This is a genomic window from Amycolatopsis sp. NPDC004368, assembly GCF_053602515.1.
In genome coordinates, this window is the sequence record NZ_JBSGDT010000012.1 from 1 (window position 1) to 23,414 (window position 23,414).

Genomic DNA, 23,414 nt, shown 5'->3' on the forward strand with positions numbered 1-23,414 from the left:
AGCAGGCCAAACTGGCCTGGATCGCCGCCACCAGCCCTCGCCTGCACCGCGCCTACCTGCTCAAAGAAGGCCTCCGCTACATTTTCACCGTCAAGAGCGAGGCCGGCAAACAGGCCCTGGAACGCTGGTGCGCCTGGGCCCAGCGCTGCCGCATCCCCGCCTTCGTCGACCTCGGCCGCAAGATCAAACGCCACAAACCCGCCATCGACGCCGCCCTGGACCACGGTCTATCCAACGCCCTCATCGAATCGGTCAACACCAAAATCAGACTCATCACCAGGATCGCCTTCGGCTTCCACCACCCCCACGCCCTCATCGCCCTCGCCATGCTCGCCCTCGGCGGCCACCGACCCCCACTCCCCGGCCGCTAACCCACGGACACGACACAAGAGCCTTTTTTGTCGGGGGTCGTCGCTAGGGTTCTGGCATGAGTTCGGGGGAACACGCCTTCGGCGAACACACGTCTTCGGAAGACACCAGCGGGGGGAACGCCATGCAGGACACAGTGAACGAGGTCGCGGCCGAAGATCTCACGCAGGGCCAGTGGTTCTGGCACGAACCGGTCCCGGGCCTGGCGGGGTGGCCGCTGCAGGTCGCCACGGCGGAGCTGCTGGACGACGCCGTGCGCATCATCACCACGGACGAGGTGCGGGAACTGGTTTCCTACCGCCGCACCCGTCGGGTACGACTGGCGGCGGCTTCCTGACGCGCGCCGGACGCCTGCCGGGGTGAAGGCCCTGGCTACCAGGGGTTCCAGTGCGAAACCCCGCAGGCAGGCGGTCCACGGGAGCGGTTCCGGTGGGCCCGGGCTGTTCGACGCCGCGCTGGTCGGGACCGTGCTTGGTCGGGCCTGTGTTCGATCGAGACCGTGGTTGGTCGAGACCGTGCTTGGTCGAGGCCGTGCTTGGTCGGGGGCGTGCTTGGTCGGGGGCGCTGTCTGATCGACGCCCGCCTGACCAGGCCATCGAGACGGTGCTTGATCGACCGGTGCTTGATCGGGGCCGCAGTTGGTCGGGGCCGCAGTCGATCGATGCCTGGCTTGGTCGAGCCCGTCGCTGACCAAAGCCGTACTCAGTCGAGCAAGTGCAGGTCCGAAGCCAACCTCACCAGCTCAGCCCGCCGATGCACATCGTGGCGCCTCAGCAGCGACGCGATGTGGTACTTCACCGTGTGCGGACTGATGTGCAGCTGCTCCCCGATCTCGTGGTTGTTCTCGCCCCGGCTGATGCCGCGCACGATGTCGAGTTCGCGGGCGCTGAACGCGGGCGTCGCCGGGGCGCCGTGGGAGCGGCGGTGCAGCAGCTCGCTCGCGATGCGCGGTTCGAACCAGCTGCCACTCGCGGTGATCTCGCGCAGGATGGCCGGCACGCGGCTCACCGACGTCTCCTTGAGCAGGTATCCTGCGGCGCCCGCGTCGATGGCCTGGGCGAGCAGCTCACCGTTGCCGTAAGCGCTGAACAGCACCACCGACAGGCGCGGATACCGCCCGGTGAAAACCCGGCACAGGTTGATCCCATTGCCGCCGTCGTGTTCCCCGATGCGCAGATCGAGGAACACCACCGACGGCTGCACGGCGTCGACCAGCTCCTCGCCGGCCCGGACCGACGTGGCTCCACCGGCGAATTCGAGGTCGGGTTCGCGGTCGGCCATGGCGCGGAGGCCGTCGTGGATCACCTCGTGGTCGTCGACGACGCAGAAGCGGATCACGACGGCACCGCCCAGACCGGGATCGTCGCGTGGACCACCGTGCCGCCGCCGTCGGCGGGGTGCACGACCAGCGAGCCGCCCAGCTGCGAAACGGCCGAACGCATCGCGCGCATGCCGAAGTGCCCGGCCGCAACACCACGCGCGGCCTCGTCGAAGGTGCCGTTGTCCGTGACCTGCAAGCTCACCACCCCCGCAGTATCGGTCACCACGCGAACCGCCAGCCGGTCACCGCCCGAGTGCTGCTCGGCGTTCGCCACGGCCTCCTGCCCGACCCGTACCAGCGCGTCCGCGACACCCCGCACCACGTCGACGTCGTCGCCCTCCAGCTCCAAGCTGCGCGGCACGCCGCGGTCCGGCAGGGCGTCGATGCGGTCCAGCACCTCCGAAGCCCGCATCCCCCGGCCCGCGACGACCAGCGCCCCCAGCTCACCCCGCAGCCGCGCCAAGCAAGCCTCGGCCGCGTGCGCGATCGCCGCGAGCCGCGTGGCCGTGTCGGGGTCCGTGGCCGAGAACCCGGCCTGCTCGGCTTCGAACCCGATCGTCACGAGCCCCCGCACCACGGAATCGTGCAGGTCGTACGCCACGCGCTCGCGCACCGACCGCTCCACGACCTCCGCCCGGTGCCGCTCGCTCAGCCGCCGCCGCAACCCCAGCGACGCGTGTCCCGCGAATTCCTCCAGCAGGTCTTCGTCGACGGGCGTGAACGCGCGCATCCGCCGGTCACCGACGTACAGCACCGCCGCGGTCTCCCGCCCCACCAGCACCGGCACCGCCATCGCCGAGACGATCCCCTCGTCGCGCGTCTCGCTCACGGGCGCCGCCTGCAGCCGCACGTCCGCCGCGTAGTTGGCCGAGCGGACGGGTTTGCCCAGCTCCCGCGCGAGGCCCCCGAGGCCCTGCCCGAGCTGCACGCGCAGGCTCCGGAACGCCGGCGTCCGGATCCCCAGCACCTGGTCGAACACGAACGTCCCCGCCCCACCGTCCGGCACGGCAAGGTACGCGACCTCCGACCGCAGCAGGTCCCGCGCCGAGGTGAGCACCGCCGACAGCACCGCGGGCACGTTCGGCCCGTCGACCGCGGCCTCCGCCACCAGCCGAGCCGCGCCCCGCAACGAGCGGTTCAGCTGCACCGAACCCGATTGCCGCGCCTGCCGCAACGCGCGCGCGATCGTCGCGCGGTAGTGCTTGCGCAGCCCTTCGTCGGCCAGCGTGGCCGGATCACGCACCGGCGAACCCGACGTGCCGACGAGCACCGCCCCGGCACCGAACGCGTCCCGCCACGGCACCACCATGCACACGCCGAGCCGCACGGCGTGGCGACGCAACTTCGACCGGATTTCCAGCTCGACCAGCGAAGCCGGCTCGTGCCGCGGCAGTGCCTGGTTCACGACCACGGGCTCGTTGTGCAGGAACCACTCCGCGGTTCCCGACAGCACGACGTGCGGCGGACCGCTGCGCCGGGCCTCGTACACGACCAGCGCGACGTCGGCCGCGAGCAGCTCACGGATCTCGTCGAGGATCGGGCGCAGGGCGTCGTCGATCGCCTGCAGGCCACCACCGTCGACGAGGTAGTCCACGAGCGCCCGTCCTCTCTGCTCGCCCGCCAGCGTCCCACACCCGCCGGGGTCCGTCACGGCCACGACCGCGCGGAAACGGCTCGGACCGGCCCTTTCACCCGGTCCGAGCCACTCACGAGCCACTCACGAAATCAGGCCTGCCGCGCCCAGCTCGAGTCCGCCGGCGCCGCCTCGACACCGCGCACGTCCGGCAGCGCCATCAGCCGCGCGTCCTCCTCGTCGTCCACCCACGCGCGCGCGATCTCGTCGCAGGTCGCGAACCACACGCCGTCGCGCGAGACGATGTGCTCGATCAGCTTCTCGTACCACATCATGTTGTGCGCCTGGCCGATGATCTGCGGGTGCACGCACGAGGCGAACACGGGGTTCGGCACGCGCTCGTAGGCGTAGTCGAAGATGTCGCGCCAGCGCCGGAAGATCGTCTCCGTGTCCTGCATGCCGGTGGACACGCCGGTGTAGGCCAGCGGCGGGAAGTCGTCGAGGTACCAGTTCACCGGGATCTCGAGCACGGAGCTGGCGGGGCCCGCGACGTTGCCCTTCTCCCAGTTGATCTGCCAGCGCTGCGGGTGGTACGGCACGAGGTCGCGCGCCATCAGGCTGGTGTCGTAGCGGAAGCCGCACTGTTCGATGATGTCGAGCGTGTTCTCGCTGTAGTCCCAGTACGGCGAGCGGTAGCCCGTGGTCCGGATGCCGAGCACGTTCTCGTACGTGGCGAACGCGAGGTCCACCAGCCGCAGCTCGGTGTCCCGCTCGATGCCCGGCGGGATCTCGTGGTAGTAGCCGTGGTGGCCGAACTCGTGGCCGGCTTCCAGCACCGCCTTGCACTGCTCGGGGAACGTGTCCACGGAGTGACCCGGCGTGAACCACGTGGTGGTGATGTCGAAGCGCTTGTACAGCTCCAGCAGCCGCGGCACGCCGACCTCGGCGCCGAACTGGCCGCGGGACATGAACGACGGGCTCGGCCGGTTGAACCCGCCCAGCCACAGCGACTGCGCGTCGAAGTCGGTGCCGAGGTTCACGGCGATCTTCTTGCCGGGTGGGAGTTGCAGGTGACCCATGGGTGCTCCTTCGTCTCGAAAGCGGGTTTCAGGCGGGCGGGTTCAGCTGGATCACGGTCTCGGCTTCCGCGTCGATCCGCTCCCGGCTGTAGAGCAGGGGGAACGCCTCCCCGCGTGCCCACGGGGCGAACAGGTCGGTCAGGTGCGGGTCGTCGAGCCGGCCTGATTGGCCGGGCGCGTTCATCGCGAGGGACGAGTCCCACTCGCCGACGTCGACGACGATCCGGAACGTGGCGCCGGCCGACTGCACGAAGTTCGGCCCGTACTCGGTGTTCCCGACGGTGTCGCCGCTGCCGCCGCGCGGAAGCGGTTGCGTGGCCAGCCGGTCTTGCGGCAGGTTGGGGAGCAACGCTTTCAGCGGGTGCTGCGCGCGGGCCACGTGCAGCCGGCCCCACGCCCACGCACTCCGGTCGGTGCCCAGCAGTTCTTCGAGGTCGGCGACGGCGGCGGGCAGGGTTTTGGCGACGAGTTCGGCGAGCGCGTCGAGCGAGGTGGAGTTCTCGACCAGCTCCAGGTCGATCCGCGCGTCGGCGAGGAGGTCTTCGGCCGGTGAGACCCGCGTGGCCGTGGCGGCGGCCTCGGCCAAGCCCACCAACGGTTCCAGTGCCTGGGCCAGCAACGCGGGCCGCAGGTGCCGGCGGTACCAGACCTCGAACAGCGCGGCGGCCGCGGAATCCGGGGCGAGCACGGCGTCCCAGCTCGTGAGCAGCTCCAGCCCGTCGACGTCGACGCTCAGCTCCCGCAGCCGCGCCACGATCCGCCGCGCGGGCACGGACAGGAAGTCGCTCTGCAGGTCGACCATGCTCTGCGGCGTGGCGTCGGTGGTCTGCGCGAGGACCTCGTCGATGCGGTGCTTGCGGTAGGGCGCGTACCAGTCGTAGGTGATGTGGCGGTCGGGCGGGTAGCCGTCGGGGAGGTTCATTTCGTTGGCAGTGGCCAGAAATCCGGCCTCGGGATCGACGGCGCCGGGCAGCTGGTCGGTGTCGTAGAAGCCCGCCCACTCGTAGCGGCCGTCGCCGGGCACGGGCAGGGTGCCGTCCCAGTTGGGGCGGATCGGTGTGAGACCGCCGGTCTGCCAGGCGATGCGGCCCGACGGGTCGGCGTAGACCTGGTTCTCCGGCGGCGCGCCCCAGCGGTTCATGGCGGCCGAGAACTCGTCCCAGTCGCCGGCGCGCATGTAGTCCATGCTGCCGAGGTAGGGCGCCATGCCGGCTTCGAGCCAGGCCGCGCGCACCGCGAAGGCGGTGTGTTTCTCCGGGTCCTGGTAGACGACCGGGCCGTGGCGGGTGAAGAGCAGCTCGGCCTCCACCGGGTCGCCGTCGCGCACGGCGATCGTCTCGGTGACGCGCCGCATCGGTTCCCAGCGGCCGTCGTAGCGGTAGCTCAGCGGGTCGGCCGGGTCGGTCTCGTAGACGTAGAGGTCTTCCTGGTCGATCGCGAAGATCGTGAGACCGAACGCGATCCGTCCATTGTGGCCGATGGAGATGCCCGGCAACGCCGGCTCGCCACCGCCGATCACGTCGAAACCCGGCGCGTTGAGGTGCGCGATGTAACGCAGCCCCGGCAGCGCGGCGGCCGCGCGGTGCGGGTCGTTGGCCAGCAACGGCCGGCCCGAGCGCGTGCGCGACCCGGCGAGGACCCAGTTGTTGCTGCCCTCCGGCAACCCGTCGCCCTGCGGGTCGTCCGGCGCCGGCGGCGCGAACACGGGCGCGGTCGTGGCGAGGTCGTACACGCGCAGCACGTCGTCAGGGATCGCGGCGAGGTCGAGACCATCCGGGACCTCGACGGGCCGCCACGGCTCGCGCCGCCGCCGCAGCTCCTCGACGTCCGCCGGCAGGTCCCGCAGCGTGCGAGCGCGGGCGACCTCCTCGCGGACGTTGTAGAACAGCCCGTGACTGCGGATGCGCGCCACGTCTTCGGGCTCCCACAACGCCGGCTCGTACCCCAGCTCCCGGAACTCGGCCGGCAACAGCTCCGGGTCCTGCCGCGTGAGCTCGACGAACGCGTTCACGCCCTCCACGAACGCGGTCGTCGCGCGCTTGGTGTCCGAGCCGTACGCGAGCCACTCGCGGTGCATGTCGCCCCGGTAGAGGAACAGCCGCGCCGCGCGGTCCCGCTCGGCGTGCTCGGCGCCGAACACCTCCGCCAGCCGGCCGAGCCCGCGGCGCCGCCAGAAGTCGATCTGCCACAACCGATCGCGGGCGGCGTTGAAGCCCTGCACCCGGAACGCGTCGTACGTGCTGGCCGCGTAGATGTGCGGCACACCCCAGCGGTCCACCACGATCTCCGCGGGCGCCGTCAGCCCCGGCAGCGTGTGGGAGGTTCGGTCAGGTACCACCACGGTTTCTCCCGTCTCGTCATCGAGTGGGAGCAGTCAAACAGCCCGGCGGGTGGCCGCGTCGGCAAAACTTCGCAGCCACCCGGGTAGGTGATGGCTAGCCGTTCGGGTAAGTCAGGCCCGGCTGACCTCTTCAATGCCTCCGGAGCCGGACGAGCCCGCACCGGAGGAGGCGGACGAGCCGGCGGCCGGGCCGCCACCGGTGCTCGAACCCGCGCCGCCACCGAGGTCGCTCGGGCCGGCTTCCGCGTTCGCGCCGCTGCGCGGCGGCAGCGGCTGCCAGTCGAGTTTGTCCGCGCCCGGAATGGATTCGACTTTGCCCGGCCCGATTTTGAAGTCCGGGTGACTCTGGATCGACTTCAGCGGAACGGACCCGACGACCGCATCCGCGGGGATGCCTGGCCGGCTGCCATCCGCGGCCTTCTCGCCCTCGAAGAGCCATTCCCTCTGCTCGGGGTACGGACGATTGACACCGATACCGTCGAAATGAGCGTTGACGTCGTGGAACTGGCCACCGGCCTTGCTCGGGTCGATGCGGTAAACCTGATAGTCGCCCGGCCGGCCGTTCAACGTGGGGTCGTGCAGCACTCTGTAGTCACCCGTCGACACGAACTGGCTGTCGTGCTTCGCGGCCAGCCCCGTGTCGGCATGTGCGTTGTTGACGTGCTCTTCCACCTTGAGCGAACCGTCCGGCTTCCAGGGCTGGAACCCGTCGTTCGCGATGGTCTGGGGCGGCCGTTCGTCGATGCGGTACACGTATTCCGGCGTCTGCTTGCCGTTGATCTTCCGGCCCAGCTTGCGCTTGAGCCGCGCGGCCGAGTCCAGCATCGGGTTCGGCTTGCCCTTGCCGTTGCGCGCCGTCTTGCCACCCAGACAACCCGGCGCCAACCCCAACGGGTCGAGCAGCAGCAGCGGATTGTCCACATAGGCGTGGTTGTTCGGCGAAGGGTTGAGCCCCAACGGGTCCGGCGTCAGGTAAGCCCCGACCGACGGGTTGTAGTACCGGTTGAGGTTGTAGTTCAGCCCGCTCTCCGCATCGTGGTACTGCCCGGGGAACCGCAGCGGGAACCCGGCCTCCTCGCCGGGCGTGACCACCGACGTACCCCACAGCGTCGTCGTGGCCGCCCACGGGATCCGCCCCTCGGCGTCGACGAGTTCCGTCGGCGTACCGGCGGCATCGGTGACCACGGTGTGGAAACTCGACTTCACCGGCGCCGCGCCGGAAAGTTGCCGCTTGGTCTGCGCCAGAACCCGGTGTGAACCAGGTGCCCAGTCCCACGTGACAACGTCGGTCACCCCGTCGTGCACCACGCTCTGCTCGGCGAGCCGCATGCCGTCCCACGAGAACCGCATCTCGGACACCGCCGCGCCGTCCTCGGCGAGCCGGCGTTTGGCGATGCGCCGGCCGAACGGGTCGTAGCTGTAGGCCCACGTCTCGCCGTCCGGGGTGGTGAGCCGGACGAGCCGGTCCTCGGCGTTCCAGGTGTAGCGCCACTCCAGCGCCTGGCCCGTCGTGGTGCGGCTGACTCGCCGGACGACCCGGCCGTGGCAGTCGTAGTCGTAGGAGGTGCGGCCGGCGCTGCGCACCAAGGTGCCCGTGCGCACGCGTTCGCCCTGCACGTCGTCGTCGCCCGGCAGCACCGCCAGCGCCAGGTTGCCCTGCGCGTCGTAGCCGTAGTGCTCGGTCCAGTTCGCCGCGTGCACGGTCTTGACCCGGCCGGCCGCGTCGAGGTCGTAGGAGCGCGCGCCACGCAGGTTGTCGGTCGTGCGGAGCACGAAACCGTCGGCACGGTAAGCGAAAGTGCGGTGCTGCCGCTCCCGCCCACCGGCCCGCACCACCTGCTGGGTCACCTGCCCGATGGTGTTGTAACCCTGCTGCAGCACAGCACCGGCGTCCGTCGTCCGCGCGATTTCCCGGCCGACCGGGTCGTAGCTGAACTTCAGCCCACCGCCGGCCGCTTCGAGCGCCAGCGGGAGGCCGTTGTCCCGGTAGCTCCACCGGGATGTCGCGCCACTCGGCGTCACGCGACCGGTCACGCGCCCGGCCTCGTCGTAGTCGAACTTCGTGGTGGCCCCGTTCACGGTCTCGGTCAGCACCTGGCCGATCCGGTCGTAGGTGTACTCGACCACGCTCTCGGGGCTGCGGGCCGACACGAGCCGGCCGGCGACGTCGTAGGTCAGCTGGTGGTCGACACCATCGCCGACCCGGCGGATCACTCGGCCGAGCTTGTCGTAGGTGTAGGCGATGCGCTGCCCGGCGCCGTTCGTCCGCTCGATCGTGTTGCCCGCCTGGTCGTGGACGTACGTGGTGGTCGAGCCGTTGAAGTCGGTCTCCGACACCAGGTTGCCCACGGCGTCGTACGCGTAGTGCCAGGTCATCCCCTGAGGACCGGTGACCGTCGTGAGCCGCAGTTCGGTGTCGTAGGCGAACTCGTACCGCACTCCCGACGGGTCGGTCCGTGCCGTGATCTCGTCGAACGGCCCGTACTCGAACACCGTTTGCGCGCCCGTGCGGTCGCGGTGGTGCACGAGGTTGTCCTCGCCGTCGTAGTGCCACTCCTCACGGCCACCGTCGGGCAGGATCTCCCACGCTTTGAGCCCCGAGACGGTCCAGCCGGTCCGCGCGACCGCGCCGAGCGGGTCGGTGACGGCAACGATCCGGCCGAACGCGTCGCGCTCGATCGAGACCCGCGCGCCGGACGGGTCGATCACCGCGGTCGTGAGGCCCGCGGCGTTCGTCTCGTAGCGCGTCGTGCCGGCGGCGTCGCGCACCGCCAGCAGTTCGCCGTGCTCGCCGTAGTCGTATGCGGTGGTCGAACCATCCGGGTCGATGTCCGCGACGACGTTGCCGCGGTTGTCGTACTCGCGATGGGACTCCGAGCCGTCGGGGCCGACCGACTTGGTGGGCCGGCTGCCCGGGGTCTCCGACACGAGCTGCACGGACGAGCCGTCCGGCCGCACCACGCTCACCCGGCCGTCTTCCTGCTCGGCGCGAACCACGTCGCCCAGCGGATCGGTGATCGCGAGAACACCACCGCGTCCGTCGTACTGGGTCTCGGTGACGCCGCCGCGCGCGTCGACGAACTTCACGACCTGGTTGAGCTCGTTGAAGTGGTATTCGGTGACGTGGCCGAGCGAGTCGGTCATCCTCGTCACGCGGGTTTCGCGGTCGTAGGCGAACTCGGAGGCGAGGAAACCGCCGGTGCCCTCGGTGCGGACCACGCGGCCGTCGGGGCCGTACACGTACCGGTAGCCGTGACCGTTGCGGTCGACCCAGCCGGTGACGCGGTCTTCGGCGTCGTAGGTGAGCAGCATCGGCCGGCCCTGGGGGTCGCGGACCTCGGTCAGCCGCCCGCCGTCGTCGTAGCCGAACGACACCACGGTGATCTCGGTGCCGTGCGCGGCGTCCTCGAGGCGCAGGTCCGCGATCCGCGGGCCCGCGAACGTCTCGACCGAGCCGACGAGCACCCGGTACCCGCCGGAGTGGCGGATCTCGGTGGGCACACCGCGTTCGTCGTAGGAGAACGTGATCCGGTTGTCCTGGAGGTCAGCCAGCACGGCGAGCGGCCGCACACCGGTCGGGTGCTGCGGGAACGCCAGCGTCCGGCCGCTTTCCGGCTGGCCGATCAGGACGACGTCGGTCTCGCGGTCCCACAGCAGTGGCCATTCGGTGCCCAGGCTCGGCAGCACGCGTTCGTTCGAATCGGCCGGTTTGGGGTAGTGCAGGACAACACCGTCGGCCGCCGCGTAGTGGATGCCGTCGTCGTCGATCTCCACGCGCTGGTCGAGCGTCGCCGCCCACCTGCGGCCGAAGAGGCGGCCCTTGGCGTAACCGGACACGTGCACGCGCTCCAGGACGAGCGAAAGGACGCCGGGCAGCTCCAGGTCCGTCTGCGCCATGACCATCTCGCCGGTGACCAGGTCGACCGGGTCACCGCCGACGCACCGCTGGGTCGCGGGCGTCGACTCGTCGACGGACTTGCCGCCCGAGCCCAGCGAGTCGGGTCCCTTCGAGCGCGGCGCGGGGGTGGTGTCGGTGCCCTTGGGCGTTCCGCCGCCGGCACCCGACGTCACCGTCGACTCGTCGCCGGTCTCCTTGGCCGGCGGGGCGTCGTTCGTCTTGGTGGGTGGCGGGATTTCGCCACCGCCCTTGCCACCGCCGGCGCTGGACGCGTGCGTCGAGTCGTCGCCCGATTTGCCCGCCTTGCCGGCCGACGACCCGAAGTCCGTACCCGAGCCGGAGTAGCCGGAGCCACCGGAGCCGCCTTCGTCGGCACCTTTCGCGCCGGCCGGCGGGGTGTAGTCCTTGCCGCCGGCACCCGAGTAGCCCGAGGTGTGCGTGCCGTCGTCGGCACCCTTCGAACCCGGCGGAGGGGTGTAGTCCTTCGGCGTGCCCTGGTAACCCGACGCCTTCGTGCCCCCGCTGTCCGCACCACCCGACTTCACCGGCGGTGCCTCCGGCGTGCCGCTGAGGCCCTTCGTCTTCGGCGGCGGCGCGACCTTCCCGCCCTTGAGCCCCTTCAAGCCCTTGCCGACGTCCTCGAACAGCGCGCCGGTCTTCTTCAACAGCGGGGCCAGCGCCTTGAGCGCCTTGACCAGTCCCGTCACCAGCTTGGTGATGTGCGCCGCGGTGTCCGCCACGGTGGTGGCGATCTGCCCGAGGACGAAGGGGGTGGCGAGCCCGAGCGAGGCCACCTCCTCCAGCGCCCAGTCGATGAGGTGGCCGATGATCTGCGCGATGGTGTCACGCACCAACGTCCGCACGGCGGCGACGATCTCGCCACCCTTCGCCACGCCCGAAGCCGCGCCTTCGCAGCCCTTTGCCGCGGCCTGCAGCGAGTTGCTCAGGTCCTGCGCCCGCGCCCGGTACGCATCGGCCGCGGCGCCCGTCCAGGACTGCAGGTCGGCGTTCACCGAGTCGGTCAGGTCCGTGGCGACCGCGCCGAGCTCCTTCGAGACGTTCTGCAGCGTCTCCGACTGTGCCTTGATCTGGTCCGCGTTGCCGGTCAGGCCGTCGAGCGCCTCCTTCAACGGCCCCACGTGCTCCAGCAGCCACCCCACACCGGCCGCCAGGGCCGCGCCGAACGGGTCCATCGCGACCGACAGCATGTCCAGACCGGTGCCCACGGCCCCCATCGCCGTCGCGGCCCAATCGCCCGACTCGATCCCCTGGGCCAGTCCGTTCGCCGACTCCAGCAGCGAAATGCCCGAATACGCCTTTGTCGAATCCTGCGTCTGGACGACCAGAGGATTGCTCACCGTGCGACCGCCTTTTCCCGGAACTCCCCGTTCTCAACCAGTATCAACGGCAGCACGAAAGGATCGGTTCACCCGGCCCGTTTTTACCTTCGAAAGGGTTCGCCCACGGTCACTCAAACCCAGCTCAGGATCCTCCGGGCAGGAATCGTGGGTACGATCGTGAACCGCGTATCCCCGTACCCCGGCCCACTTTCCCCGCTGATCCGCTCTAGAAAATGTCCGATTTCTCCCACCGGCGCAGTCATGAAGGTTGACGACCTGTGGCGGTTTTCCCACTCCGCGCGATCGGCCACGAACAGCCCCGATCGATCACTTTCGGACCGGCCGCGGCTCGCCACCCCTGAGGTCTCGCCTCGAGCAGTGCCCGCCCGCGCCTGTTGCCGCCGGGCGAGGTTCGCGGCTAATGTTCGATTATCAACATCGACTGACTCCACACCCCGGGTCGGCGAGTGCGGCCCGGAGGAGCGGCGTGCCCCCTGAGCCCGTCCGGGAGAGGCGCAGCCGGCTCCGCCAGACCGATGTTGGTTTACTGACAGCACCCACCCCGCCACTTATGTTCGCTGCACAGCACCAACGCGAGCCCGACAGTGACGTCAAGGGGCGTGGTCCGTCGTGAGCGATCAGCCGGCGAAGCAGCTTTCCGAGATCCTGTCCGGAGCCCCGACCAACTGGGGCCGCTGGGGTGCCGAGGACGAGATCGGCGCCCTGAACCTGTTGGGCCCCAGGCACCGGCACCATCGGCAACGAGGTCCAGCACCGTTGAAGGTGGTGGGCGGAACGGGTTCGCCGGTGAACCCGATCGTGGTCAAGTAGGTCGAGAAGTCAGCCCATCAGTTCCGGGTTGCGCACCTTCACCATGCGCTCGAGGCCCTCGCGCCAGGTCACCGTGGTCGGCTCACCGACGAGCGACGTCAGCTTGCGCACGTCGGCCACGGTGCCCTCGATCGCGTTGGGGTCCACGGTGAAGGTCGGCGTCTTGCCGATCAGCTCGCCGAGGTAGGTGACCCACTCCTCGATCGTGACGCGCTCGGAGCCCGCCAGGTTGACCGTCGTCGCGGGTACCCCGGCGGCGTCGAGCAGCGCGGGCAGCAGGCGGACGATGTCGTCCTCGTGGATCAGCCGGTAGGCGCCACCGTCGGCCGGCACGGGGATCGGGTGGCCGCCGGCGAGCATCAGCAGGTGGTACCAGGGCCAGCCACCGTTGTCGCCATAGGGCACGTTGAGGCGCGTGATCACGGTCGGCAGGTCGAGCGTGCGCGCGTACGTCCGGGCGACGGCTTCGGCCGCCACCCGTGTGAGCACGTAGTTCGGCATCATCTTGGTGTGCTTGTTGTCGCCGAGGAGCGCGTCCTCGGCCAGCTCGCCCCCGTCCGCCGCGGGCGCGTAGACAGCGGTCGACGAACAGTGCAAAAAGGACTTGGCGTCCCGGAACCGCGTCATGAGCAGCCCGACGGCCTCCGCGTTCGCGACCAGGTCGGCCTCGCTGTCCGCCGTCCGCGCCACCAGGAAGTTCAGCACGTGATCCACCGTCTCCGGCAGATCCCCGAAGCCCTCCCCGCTCGCCACATCCACGACGACGCACTTCACGCCCGCCGCTTCGAGCCGCGCCTTGACCTCGGGGTTCGTGAACCGCGCCGCCGCCCAGACCTGGTTCCCCAGCCCCTCGGCGGCCAAAGCGAGAGCAACCGGCAGCCCGACCTGACCCGTCGCGCCGGTGATGACGACGTTCGCGTTCTTCAGCACACCGCGATGCTTTCACGGCGTGCGCTGGGCCAGAAGGGGCGAGTGCGCCCTTTCTGGTGCCCGAAGGGGCAGGTTACCCGGCCGCACTCCCCCTGAGCTCGTCCGACGGCGGCACGAACACCGTGCTCTGGGGTCGGGCAGAGGAAGAGGAGACGATGAACCGAGTTTCCTCTTGATATCGCGCTCCCGCTGTTATTGCAAGAGTTTTCGAAAACCATGTGGTTGTTGACTTGCACCTGTTCTCTACGGGGTCGTGGCACGGTCCCGAAATTTTCAGATTTCTTCTGCGGTAGCATTCCTGCGCCAAGTCGTCACGCTGCCCTAGGTGTCCGGGAGTGTTGCGGCGTTGCTTTGTCGTTTGCTGCCAGCGCTTTTGCCGAGTCCTGGTCAGGAAGGACCTGATGTCTGATCAGCGTGTACCTGGACGCGAGCCAGTCCCGACGAGCGCCGAGGTGACGGGCCCCATCCGGGCGATCGGTCAGCCGATGCCCGCCGCTGCTGTCGCGGCGGTGGTGTGTTCCGGGATTGCCCTTGCCGTTTCGGCCGTGGTCGCCGCGCGAGTGAGCTGGGGCCTCTGGCTGTGCCTCGCGGTGATCGTGGTCGTCGTCGCGGGTGCCTTGATCCACCTCGGCCGGACCAGATCGGCGATCGCTGCGGCACGGCGAACCGTGGCGGCGGGCGCGGCGCCGAGTCCCGGCCCGCAGCAGCCGGCGACGCCGCCGGTCCTGTTCACCCACGCTCCTCGGCCGGAGCAGGTCCTCGGGAAGCTTTCCCATCGGCTGCTCGCGCTGATCGGCCGCATGATCGCGCACATCGACAACCTCGAGCACGAGACGGAAGACCCCGATCAGCTGGCGGGGCTCTTCAAGCTCGACCACCTGGCGACCCAGCTGCGGCGCCAGGTCGAGAACATCGAGGTGATGCGCGGCGAAGGCGGGCTCCTCAGCCGCGAGGAGTCGCCGCTGACGGTCAGGGAGGTCCTGATGTCGGCGTGCGCCGAGATCGAGGATTTCCCGCACGTCGATGTGCTTCCCAGCCCGGACGTCCAGGTCCACGGACGCGCGGTCGCCGAAGTCATCCACCTGCTCGCGGAACTGATCGAGAACGCCACGCAGTTCCAGAACCCGTCGGCACCGGCCGTCGAGGTGCGTGCGTTCGACGTGCAAGCCGGATTGCACGTCCAGATCCGCGACCGGGGCGTGGGGATCCCGGACAAGGAGCGCGAGCACTACAACCACTTGCTCGCGCCCTCCACCGCCATCGACCTCGACACGATCCTGACCAACGACCAGATCGGCCTGGCCGTGGTCAAGGGCCTGTCCCAGCGGTTCGGCATCGCCGTCCAGCTCAACAGGAACATCTTCGGCGGCACCGACGCCGACGTCGTCCTGCCGCACGACCTGATCCTCGCCCTGCACGCCGACCGCGCGGTCCCGGTCCCCGTCCCGGTCGCGAGCTCGAGCCAACCGCCTTCCCCGGAGCCACGGCCTTCTCCCGAACCGCGGCCTTCTCCTGAGCCACGGCCGCACCCCGCTGCCGGCAGCGCAGGTCCCGCCCTTCCCCAACGCCGCCCCGTCGCCGCCGAGCCGCGCCACGCGACTGGTCCGGACACGGCCACCGAGGCCGCTGCTCCGAGCTGGCCGGTCGACGAATTGCCGGTGCGCGATCCTTTCGCGGCACTGCCGTCCGCCGAGCTACCGCCCTTGCCTCGCCGCAGCGCGTCGGAGAGTCACCTGCCACCGCAGCTTCGCTCCGTCTCACCGCAACCGCAGGTGTACACCGGGCACAGCCCGAGCCTGCTCGCGGATGCCCGCGCCGGCCTGGCCGAGGGCATCGCCGGCGACGACACAGACACGAACGACCAAGGCCTCGCAGGCACAGTGCACGAGACCAACCCCGCTCAATCGCAAGGAGACCGTTCGTGGAACACAATGAAATGAGGTTCCTGCTCCAGCGCCTCGTGGACAAGGTTCCCGGTGCGCAGAGCGCAGTACTGCTGTCCACGGACGGGATCCGCAAGAGCTGGTACGGCATCGGCGACGACGACGCGGACAAACTCGCGGCGCTGGCCGGCAGCCTGTGCTCGCTCTCGCAGGCCTTCGGGTCCGTGTTCAGCCCGGTCGCAGACGACGGATTGCGCCAGATGGTCATCGAGCTCACGGGGTTCGTCATGTTCGTCACCGCGCCCGCCGAACGAACCGTCCTGGCCGTCCTGGCCAACCCCCAGGTCGACGCCAAAGCCGTTTCCTACGAAATGGGTCGCCTCTCGACGCAGCTGAGCCAGCAGCTCGCCACTCCCGCGCGACACGACGGCGCGGCCCAGATGGGAACGCGGTAAGGCGTGCAGAGCAGTGGTGATCACCCTGTGCCGCAACCCAGCCATCGCGCCCGCCCGTACATGCTCACCGGCGGGCGTACCGTCCCGTCCGTCGAGCTCGACCTGGAGTCGAGGGTGGCCACGACCGGCAACGTCGACCCGGAGAAGCTGAACCAGGAACACGCCAGCGCGTGGCGGCTGTGCCAGTACCCGACCGCGGTCGCCGAGATCGCCGGCAAGCTGGGCCGGCCGGTCGCGGTCACCAAGATCCTGCTCGGCGACCTGATCAAGGTGGGGGCTGCCACCACGTTCGCCGCCAACCTGATCGAACCTTCCTCAGACTATGCCTTGCTGGAAAGGGTGCTGCGTGAACTCAAGAAGCTTTGACGTGCTCCCCTCGCAGATGAAGATCCTCATCGCCGGCGGGTTCGGCGCGGGCAAGACCACTTTCGTCCGCTCCATCAGCGAGATCACGCCTCTCTCGACCGAGGAGACCCTGACCCAGGCCAGCATCGCCGTCGACAGTCTGGACGGTGTCGCCAACAAGAAGACGACGACGGTCGCCCTGGACTTCGGCCGTCGCACGATCGCGGAGGACCTGAGGCTCCTGCTGTTCGGGACACCCGGGCAGGACCGGTTCTGGTTCATGTGGAACGAGCTGTCCCGCGGGGCGTTCGGCGCCATCGTGCTCGTCGACACCCGCCGCATCACCGACAGCTTCGGCCCGATCGAATTCTTCGAGTCGCGGGGTATCCGCTTCCTCGTGGCCGTCAACCAGTTCCAGGGCACGCCGATGTACCCGGAAAGTGACGTGCGCGCCGCGCTCGAGTTGCGGCCACACGTCCCGCTCATCCGGTGCGACGCCCGAATTTTCCAGTCCACCAGGGATGTTCTGATCCGACTGGTGGAGCACATCGTCAACATGCGACGGGACGAAGACGCGGCACGCGGTGCCGCGCCGGTGCCGTCCGGATCTGGAGCTCGCCATGACGTATAACCCGCCGGCCAACCTTCGTCGCCTCGCCCCGCAGCCCGACTCCGGCGTTCTGGCCCGGATGGAGCGCTTGCGCGAGCTGGGCATCGGCTCGCTCCCGGATCCGGAGTTCGACGCGATCGCCGCCAAGGCCGCGCAGATGACCGACACGCCGTACGCGATGGTCAACTTCCTCAGCGATCAGCAGCAGTACTTCGCAGGCCTGTACTACCCACCGAGCCACCAGCAGCAGAGCGCGGCACTGCAGGCGTCCCCGTCCGCCGCGCACCCGCCGGTGAGCCGGACCATGGACCTCGACCACGGTTGGTGCCCCTACGTGGTCACGCGGAAGAAGGCGCTGCCGCTCAACGACGTCCTCGAATACCCCCGGTGGAAGGGAAACCCGGTCATCACCAAGCTGGGCATCCGCTCCTACCTCGGAGCCCCGCTGGTCGAGAGGCGTGAGACCGAGTTCGGAGTGAGCGAGGTCGTGCTGGGCACGGTGTGCGTCATCGACACGGCCAAGCACTCGTGGGGCCAGTCGGGGGTGGAGCTCATCAAGGGGCTGGCCGAGGAACTGGTGTCGCTGATCCACCAGCGCGAACGCCAGGGTGTTACCCCGCCGCTCTGAGCCCCTGCTCCGGAGCGGCGCTGCTCAAGCGAAGCTCCGCGGCGAAACGCTGTGACCACTCCGGACGCGATTCCCCCAGCGCCACCTCGGCCAACCGCACCCGCTGGATGTCGGAGGTGCCCGCTGGGGGTTCGATGTGCGGGACGTCGCGGTACAGGCGCGACACCTCGTGCGCGCCGACAAGCCCATACGCGGCGTGAATCTCCATGGCGAGATCCACCGAGCGCTTGGACAGTTTGACGTTCTCCAACTTGGCGTTCATCAGCTCCGCATCGCACGCCAGCCCACGGTCGAGCGAATCCGCGGCGTGGTAGGCCAAGATCCGCGCCGTCATCAGGTTCGACTGCATCTCGGCGATCTTGTTCCGGACCGTTTCCTTCATGCTCAACGGGTTGCCGTAGCGGCGGACTTCGCTGGTGTACCGGTCAGTGGTCTCGACCGCGGCCTGGTGGATGCCGAGCGAAACCGCGGTGAGGTTGGGCCGGCCGTAGAGGACGCTGGAGGAAAACGCCACCGCCAGCCCGTCACCTTCGGCGCCGATCCGGTTCGCCGCAGGGACCCGGCAGTCGTCGAAGCGGATCTCGCCGAAGCTGAAACCGTGCAGGCCCAGCATTTCCGGGTGCGGCGCGAGCGTGCAGCCCGGCCGCGTGGCCTCGACCAGGAAGGCGGTCAGTCCGCGCGAGCCCGGGCCCGTGCGGACGATGACTCCGTGGAGGTCGCCGACGTGCGAGTTGCCGACCCAGACCTTGCTGCCGTTGAGCACGTACTCGTCGCCGTCCCGGGCCGCGCTCGTCTCGATCGCTCCGACCTGGCCGCCGGATCCCGTCTCGGTGGTCGCGATCGTCGGAAGGCAGTCCCCCGCCGCGATCGCCGGTAGCCAACGCTGTTTTTGCTCGTCAGTGCCCCAGTGCAGGATCTTGGCCGTACCGAGCTGGGATGCCTGGACCATTGCACCCATGGCACCGCTGACCCGCGCGAGCTCCTCGATGATGATGGTCTTGGCCAGGTGCCCGAGCCCCATGCCCCCGTACTCGGGCGGAATGGTCGCGCCGAGCCAACCCTGCCTCGCGATCGCTCGTGACAGCTCGACGTCGACTCTGCGGGAGGACTCCATGTGAGGGACACGGGGGGCAACGTGGTTTTCCGCCCACCGGCGGACATCGGCGCGCAACTCGTCGTGCTCCGGCGAGGTGAAGTACAGCCCTCGCTGCGATGGGTGACTCACGCACCAACTCCCCGGGTGAGCTGCCGCACGCTGATGATGCCTCTGCTCGTCACGGCTGCCGACTCTGGCACAGCGGCCGCCGCGGCGGTACCGCCTACTTGGTGCATCACATTCCTCACGCGCGTAGCGAAGCGCCCGGGAGTCCGAGGCGCCCCAGCGACCGAGCCACGGCTTCTCCGCTGGTCGGTGCCCGTCTCCCCGGGGACGGACCCGCCCGCGAATCCGGGACCGGCGCTGTTGTCGCTGCGTGCACGAGTTGCTCCCGCCGCACGCGGCCACACGTCACAAAGATATAGTGTGCTCGCCTGACTCAGGCACTGCCGGCATAGCTCAGTTGGTAGAGCAACCGCCTTGTAAGCGGTAGGTCAGGGGTTCAAGTCCCCTTGCCGGCTCCTCCGCCTCGGTGATCGACGCAGCGATCACGAAGAGCCACTCTTTTCCCAGACAGAATCTCCCTTCGCTGGAACTCACTGCGCGCGTACCGGTGGTATCAGCCCGCCGGCACCCGGACGGCAACCTCGCCACCCGGGTGCCGTCAGCGGTCAGATGCGGCTGGCGTTGTGGAACGGCATCGACGCCAGCGGCGACAGCTTCACCGGCTGCCCGGACGTGCTGGCGTGCAGAACCTTGCCCCCGCCGGCGTAGATGCCGACGTGGCTCACGGGGTTGTAGAAGAACACCAGGTCGCCGGGCTGGAGGGCGGCCTTGGCGACGGCCGTGCCGCGAGTCGACTGGAGCCGGGAGCTGTGGGGCAGGGCCACGCCGACCTGCTTGAAGGCCCAGACGACCAGCCCGGAGCAGTCGTAGGCGTTGGGACCCGCCGCACCCCAGGCGTAGGGCTTGCCCAGCTGGGTCATGGCGCGGGCGAGGGCGGCGGCGCCGGGGCGAGCGGCAACGGCCGTGCTCGACGCGGCGGACGCCGGGGTCGCCAGGACCGGGCCGGCGGTGGCCGTCATGGCCGCGGCGATCGCGGTGGCCGCGAGGGCGGTGCGGACGAAGCGCCGGGACGTTGCCATTCGGTGGTGTGCCATTTCGGGTGGAGCTCCTTCCGGTGGGGGCGGAATTGCAAACAGGGGCACATTACGAAGCCGAAATCAGAAATGCACCAAACCGTGATAAGCGGCACAGATCAACAAATAACGTTGCCGGCAACCCCGGAAAGCAATCCGGGTCGCCGGCGGTAAAAGCCGACCCGACCAGGCAAAACGACCGCGAACCGAGCCATTTAATTCACCCCCTGAAAATCAGGAAAAGAATTTTCCGGAATCGGTTTCACGCAGCATTCCCACCGCGCGCCCGCATCCGCCACCGGCACGAACCGACACTCACCGGCTCACGTCCGCCACAGCGGTTCGGACCCCAGCTCCAGGCCGAAAACGCGCGCCCCGCCCGACCCTGCGGGACGATCGACAACGGACGTGGTGCACACCACTGCAACGGCCGGGACGCGCGGGCCGATGCTCCCCGGGAACGTCGGGCAACCCGACTCCAGCACGACGAGGAGGTGGGATCGATCATGAAGATCAACGAGCACGCCGACCAGGGGGTTCACCGCAGAAGGTGGCCGGTCCTGGAGCCTCCTCGGCCGAGCTCGAACCAGCGGCACCGCCCGAACCTCCTGCGGCGCCGCGCGTGGCACATCCTGGAGGCGCCGACGGCGGAGCAGCCGGCCGTCGACACCGGTGAAACGCTCGGGCCGCAGCCGCCCGACGACGCGACGGTGAACTTCGTGCTCGACCTCACGCTGCGCATCGGCGAGGTGCAGATGGCGAGCGGCGCGGGCGCGTCCGACGTCACCGCCACGATCCTCGCGCTGACTTCGGCACTCGGGCTGCCCCACTGCGAGGTCGACGTGATCTTCACGTCGATCACCGTCACCTGCCACCGCGGCACGGACCTCGCGCCGGTCACGGCGTTGCGCGTGGTGCGCAGCCGCAGCCTGGACTACACGCGCCTGACCGAGGCGGAAATCCTCGTGCGCAAGATCGTGCGCGGGAACATGGGCGCCGAGGAAGCGCACACCGAACTGCAGCGCATCACCTCCGCGCCGCACCCGTACCCGCGCTGGGTCGCGACGATCGCCTGGGGTGGGCTGGCCGCGTTCATCACGCTGCTGCTCGGCGGCGGCCCCGACGTGGCCGTGGTGGCGTTCGTGATCTCGTCGGTCATCGACCGGCTCGGGCGGCTGCTCAACCGCTACCACCTGCCGTTCTTCTTCCAGCAGGTCGTGGGCGGGCTCGTCGCGACGCTGTCGGCCATGGCGATCGTGAGCAGCAACGTCCTCACCACCGACCGGCCGACGCTCGTCGTCGCCGCGGCCGTCACGGTGCTGCTGTCGGGGCTGTCCACCGTCTCGGCGGTGCAGGACGCGATCACCGGCTACAACGTCACCGCCGCCGGGCGCACGATGGAAACGGCGCTGATGTCGGCCGGCCTGATCACCGGTGTGGTGCTGGCGCTGAAGATCGCCCTGATGCTCCACCTGCCGAGCACGCCGTTGCCGGAGGTCATCACCTCGACGCCGCAGCAGCTGCCCATCGTGGTCGTCACCGGCGCCGGCGCGGCCGCGTGCTTCGCGCTCGCCTCCTACTCCACGATGCGCGCGATGCTCGTCGCCGCGGCGGCCGGCGCGATCGGCGCGCTGGTCTACGGCGCGCTGATGCTCACGCAGTTCGACGCGGTCAGCTCCTCGGCGATCGCGGCGACGCTCGTCGGTTTCTGCGGCGGCCTGCTCGCGCGCCGGCTGCGAGTCACGCCGCTCGTGGTCGCCGTGTCCGGAATCACCCCTCTGCTCCCCGGTCTCTCGACCTATCGCGGTCTGTACCAATTGGCGGTGGAGCCCGGCGGCAACATCGCCACCCTGATGACCGCCGTCGCCATCGGGCTCGCGCTCGCCGCGGGCGTTGTCCTGGGTGAATACCTCGCGCAACCCGTGCGGATGCGGCTCGGCCGGCTCGAACGCAAGCTCGCCGGACCGCGGCTGGCGGGGCCGCTGGAGCCCTCGGAGCGCCGCCTGGAGTAACCGGTTGCTCACCGGCCCGTCACCCGACGTCGCGCTAGGGTTTCACTGGGGCCGCGACCCGCGGAAGACGAGGGAGCAGCTGTAGTGACGACTGAGCAGAAGACCGCACCGTCCGCCGATTTCGTCGTGGTGGCCAACCGGCTGCCCGTGGACCTGGAGCGCACCGCGGACGGCGGCCGGCGCTGGACGGCGAGCCCCGGCGGGCTCGTCTCCGCGCTCGAACCGTTCCTGCGCTCGCGCAAGGGCGCGTGGGTCGGGTGGCCCGGCGTCCCCGACGTCGACGTCGACGAGTTCGACGACGACGGCCTGGTCCTGCACCCCGTCACGCTCACCTCCGCCGAGGTCCGCGACTACTACGAGGGCTTCTCCAACGCCACGCTCTGGCCGCTCTACCACGACGTCGTCGCGCCGCCGGTGTTCGACCGCGCGTGGTGGGACAGCTACGTGAAGGTCAACCGCCGCTTCGCCGAGGCCAGCGCCGAGGTCGCGGCCCACGGCGCGACCGTGTGGATCCAGGACTACCAGCTGCAGCTCGTGCCCACGATGCTGCGCGAACTGCGCCCCGACCTGCGCATCGGCTTCTTCCTGCACATCCCGTTCCCGCCGGTCGAGCTGTTCATGCAGCTGCCGTGGCGCGCGGAGATCGTGCGCGGGCTCATCGGCGCCGACCTCATCGGCTTCCACCGGCCCGGCGGCGCGCAGAACTTCCTCTGGCTGGCCCGCCAGCTCGTCGGCCTCGAACCCACGCGCGGCGCGGTCGGCGTGCGGTCGCGGCCCGGCATGGTGCAAGTCGGCGACCGCACCGTGCGCGTCGGCGCGTTCCCGATCTCGATCGACGCCGCCGGACTCGACAACCTCGCGCGCAGCAAGGGCGTGATCGAGCGCGCCAAGCAGATCCGCCGCGACCTCGGCAACCCGAAGGCCGTGCTGCTCGGCGTCGACCGGCTCGACTACACCAAGGGCATCGACCTGCGGCTGCAGGCGCTGCACGAGCTGCTGCACGAGGGGCGCCTGCAGCCGGAAGACGTCGCCTTCATCCAGCTCGCCACGCCGAGCCGCGAACGCGTGGAGCACTACCAGCGCATGCGCGGCGAGATCGAGCAGATGGTGGGCCGGATCAACGGTGAGTTCGCCCGCGTGGGCCACCCGGTCGTGCACTACCTGCACCAGTCCGTGAACCGCACCGAGCTGGCCGCGTTCTTCTCCGCCGCCGACGCCATGGTGGTGACGCCGCTGCGCGACGGGATGAACCTCGTCTGCAAGGAGTACGTCGCGTGCCGCCACGATCTCGGGGGCGCGCTCGTGCTGAGCGAGTTCGCCGGCGCGGCGGCCGAACTGACCAGCGCGTTCCTGGTCAACCCGCATGATCTGGACGGGGTGAAGAACGCGTTGGTGGCTGCCATTACGCTCGACCCCGCAGAGGGCCGACGCAGGATGCGCGCCATGCGTCGACAGGTCCTCACCCACGACGTCGACCGGTGGGCGCGCTCGTTCCTGCAGGCGCTGGGTGCGGAGCCGGTCGACTGACCTCCCCCGTACCGCGCTGGACCTCCTGAGGAGGAGT

General features: G+C 69.7%; 18 protein-coding genes and 1 tRNA gene. 11 read left to right on the plus strand and 8 right to left on the minus strand.

The window, feature by feature from the left end:
* Positions 1-371, plus strand: a 371-nt coding sequence (locus tag ACWEOE_RS18645; protein ID WP_452010492.1) for an ISL3 family transposase, incomplete at its 5' end; no start/stop codon positions are given.
* Positions 372-427: 56 nt separating this feature from the next.
* On the plus strand, positions 428-706 hold the full coding sequence (locus ACWEOE_RS18650) for a hypothetical protein (RefSeq protein ID WP_452010495.1): 279 nt from the start codon (positions 428-430) through the stop codon (positions 704-706).
* Between the two features lie 365 nt (positions 707-1,071).
* Here ACWEOE_RS18650 and ACWEOE_RS18655 read toward each other — a convergent pair whose 3' ends face one another.
* From ACWEOE_RS18655 to ACWEOE_RS18675, 5 genes are all read right to left on the minus strand, one after another.
* Positions 1,072-1,707 (minus strand): LuxR C-terminal-related transcriptional regulator, encoded by a 636-nt coding sequence (locus tag ACWEOE_RS18655; protein WP_452010497.1) that lies wholly within the window; start codon positions 1,705-1,707, stop codon positions 1,072-1,074.
* Positions 1,704-3,341 carry a GAF domain-containing sensor histidine kinase gene (locus tag ACWEOE_RS18660; protein ID WP_452010499.1) on the minus strand — a complete coding sequence of 546 codons (1,638 nt, stop codon included), beginning with the start codon at positions 3,339-3,341 and terminating at the stop codon, positions 1,704-1,706. The genes ACWEOE_RS18655 and ACWEOE_RS18660 overlap by 4 nt, the downstream gene beginning before the upstream one ends.
* Positions 3,342-3,415: 74 nt before the next feature.
* Positions 3,416-4,342, minus strand: coding sequence for a polysaccharide deacetylase family protein (locus ACWEOE_RS18665; protein WP_452010501.1), 927 nt, complete (start codon positions 4,340-4,342; stop codon positions 3,416-3,418).
* A 28-nt stretch (positions 4,343-4,370) separates the two neighbouring features.
* Positions 4,371-6,683, minus strand: a complete 2,313-nt coding sequence (locus tag ACWEOE_RS18670; RefSeq protein WP_452010503.1) for a penicillin acylase family protein — start codon at positions 6,681-6,683, stop codon at positions 4,371-4,373.
* 111 nt (positions 6,684-6,794) lie between these two features.
* Positions 6,795-11,939 carry a DUF6531 domain-containing protein gene (locus ACWEOE_RS18675; protein WP_452010505.1) on the minus strand — a complete coding sequence of 1,715 codons (5,145 nt, stop codon included), beginning with the start codon at positions 11,937-11,939 and terminating at the stop codon, positions 6,795-6,797.
* A gap of 612 nt (positions 11,940-12,551) precedes the next feature.
* Here ACWEOE_RS18675 and ACWEOE_RS18680 point away from each other — a divergent pair.
* Positions 12,552-12,752, plus strand: a complete 201-nt coding sequence (locus tag ACWEOE_RS18680; protein ID WP_452010507.1) for a hypothetical protein — start codon at positions 12,552-12,554, stop codon at positions 12,750-12,752.
* A gap of 9 nt (positions 12,753-12,761) precedes the next feature.
* On the opposite strand, the gene ACWEOE_RS18685 is transcribed toward ACWEOE_RS18680, so the two are convergent.
* Positions 12,762-13,682: an NAD-dependent epimerase/dehydratase family protein gene (locus ACWEOE_RS18685; RefSeq protein ID WP_452010508.1), complete on the minus strand. Its 921-nt coding sequence runs from the start codon at positions 13,680-13,682 to the stop codon at positions 12,762-12,764.
* A gap of 452 nt (positions 13,683-14,134) precedes the next feature.
* On the opposite strand from ACWEOE_RS18685, the gene ACWEOE_RS18690 reads away from it, so the two are divergent.
* From ACWEOE_RS18690 to ACWEOE_RS18710, 5 genes are read left to right on the plus strand one after another with little or no spacing between them, the layout of a single operon-like run.
* Complete coding sequence (locus ACWEOE_RS18690; protein ID WP_452010510.1) at positions 14,135-15,622, plus strand: sensor histidine kinase; 1,488 nt, start codon at positions 14,135-14,137, stop codon at positions 15,620-15,622.
* Complete coding sequence (locus ACWEOE_RS18695) at positions 15,604-16,020, plus strand: roadblock/LC7 domain-containing protein (RefSeq protein ID WP_452010513.1); 417 nt, start codon at positions 15,604-15,606, stop codon at positions 16,018-16,020. The genes ACWEOE_RS18690 and ACWEOE_RS18695 overlap by 19 nt, the downstream gene beginning before the upstream one ends.
* Before the next feature lie 27 nt (positions 16,021-16,047).
* A complete protein-coding gene (locus ACWEOE_RS18700; protein ID WP_452010514.1) occupies positions 16,048-16,386 on the plus strand; it encodes a DUF742 domain-containing protein in 339 nt (112 codons plus the stop codon).
* 1 nt (position 16,387) lies between these two features.
* Positions 16,388-16,996 (plus strand): GTP-binding protein, encoded by a 609-nt coding sequence (locus ACWEOE_RS18705; RefSeq protein ID WP_452010516.1) that lies wholly within the window; start codon positions 16,388-16,390, stop codon positions 16,994-16,996.
* Positions 16,986-17,603, plus strand: a complete 618-nt coding sequence (locus ACWEOE_RS18710) for a GAF domain-containing protein (protein ID WP_452010519.1) — start codon at positions 16,986-16,988, stop codon at positions 17,601-17,603. The genes ACWEOE_RS18705 and ACWEOE_RS18710 overlap by 11 nt, the downstream gene beginning before the upstream one ends.
* On the opposite strand, the gene ACWEOE_RS18715 is transcribed toward ACWEOE_RS18710, so the two are convergent.
* On the minus strand, positions 17,587-18,828 hold the full coding sequence (locus tag ACWEOE_RS18715) for an acyl-CoA dehydrogenase family protein (protein WP_452010521.1): 1,242 nt from the start codon (positions 18,826-18,828) through the stop codon (positions 17,587-17,589). The genes ACWEOE_RS18710 and ACWEOE_RS18715 overlap by 17 nt on opposite strands.
* 319 nt (positions 18,829-19,147) lie before the next feature.
* Here ACWEOE_RS18715 and ACWEOE_RS18720 point away from each other — a divergent pair.
* A tRNA-Thr gene (locus ACWEOE_RS18720) sits at positions 19,148-19,220 on the plus strand.
* A gap of 150 nt (positions 19,221-19,370) precedes the next feature.
* On the opposite strand, the gene ACWEOE_RS18725 is transcribed toward ACWEOE_RS18720, so the two are convergent.
* Entirely contained in the window at positions 19,371-19,859 is a 489-nt protein-coding gene (locus ACWEOE_RS18725) for an NlpC/P60 family protein (RefSeq protein WP_452010523.1), read from the minus strand.
* A 485-nt stretch (positions 19,860-20,344) separates the two neighbouring features.
* On the opposite strand from ACWEOE_RS18725, the gene ACWEOE_RS18730 reads away from it, so the two are divergent.
* Both ACWEOE_RS18730 and ACWEOE_RS18735 read left to right on the plus strand, forming a co-directional pair.
* Complete coding sequence (locus ACWEOE_RS18730) at positions 20,345-21,850, plus strand: threonine/serine ThrE exporter family protein (RefSeq protein WP_452010525.1); 1,506 nt, start codon at positions 20,345-20,347, stop codon at positions 21,848-21,850.
* Positions 21,851-21,934: 84 nt separating this feature from the next.
* Positions 21,935-23,377 (plus strand): alpha,alpha-trehalose-phosphate synthase (UDP-forming), encoded by a 1,443-nt coding sequence (locus ACWEOE_RS18735; RefSeq protein ID WP_452010527.1) that lies wholly within the window; start codon positions 21,935-21,937, stop codon positions 23,375-23,377.
* The last annotated feature ends 37 nt before the right edge of the window (positions 23,378-23,414 follow it).

Coding starts and splice junctions, on each gene's coding strand:
- ACWEOE_RS18650 (WP_452010495.1), top strand. CDS start 428: ATGAGTTCGGGGGAACACGCCTTCGGCGAACACACGTCTTCGGAAGAC.
- ACWEOE_RS18665 (WP_452010501.1), bottom strand. CDS start 4,342: ATGGGTCACCTGCAACTCCCACCCGGCAAGAAGATCGCCGTGAACCTC.
- ACWEOE_RS18710 (WP_452010519.1), top strand. CDS start 16,986: ATGACGTATAACCCGCCGGCCAACCTTCGTCGCCTCGCCCCGCAGCCC.
- ACWEOE_RS18725 (WP_452010523.1), bottom strand. CDS start 19,859: ATGGCACACCACCGAATGGCAACGTCCCGGCGCTTCGTCCGCACCGCC.
- ACWEOE_RS18730 (WP_452010525.1), top strand. CDS start 20,345: ATGAAGATCAACGAGCACGCCGACCAGGGGGTTCACCGCAGAAGGTGG.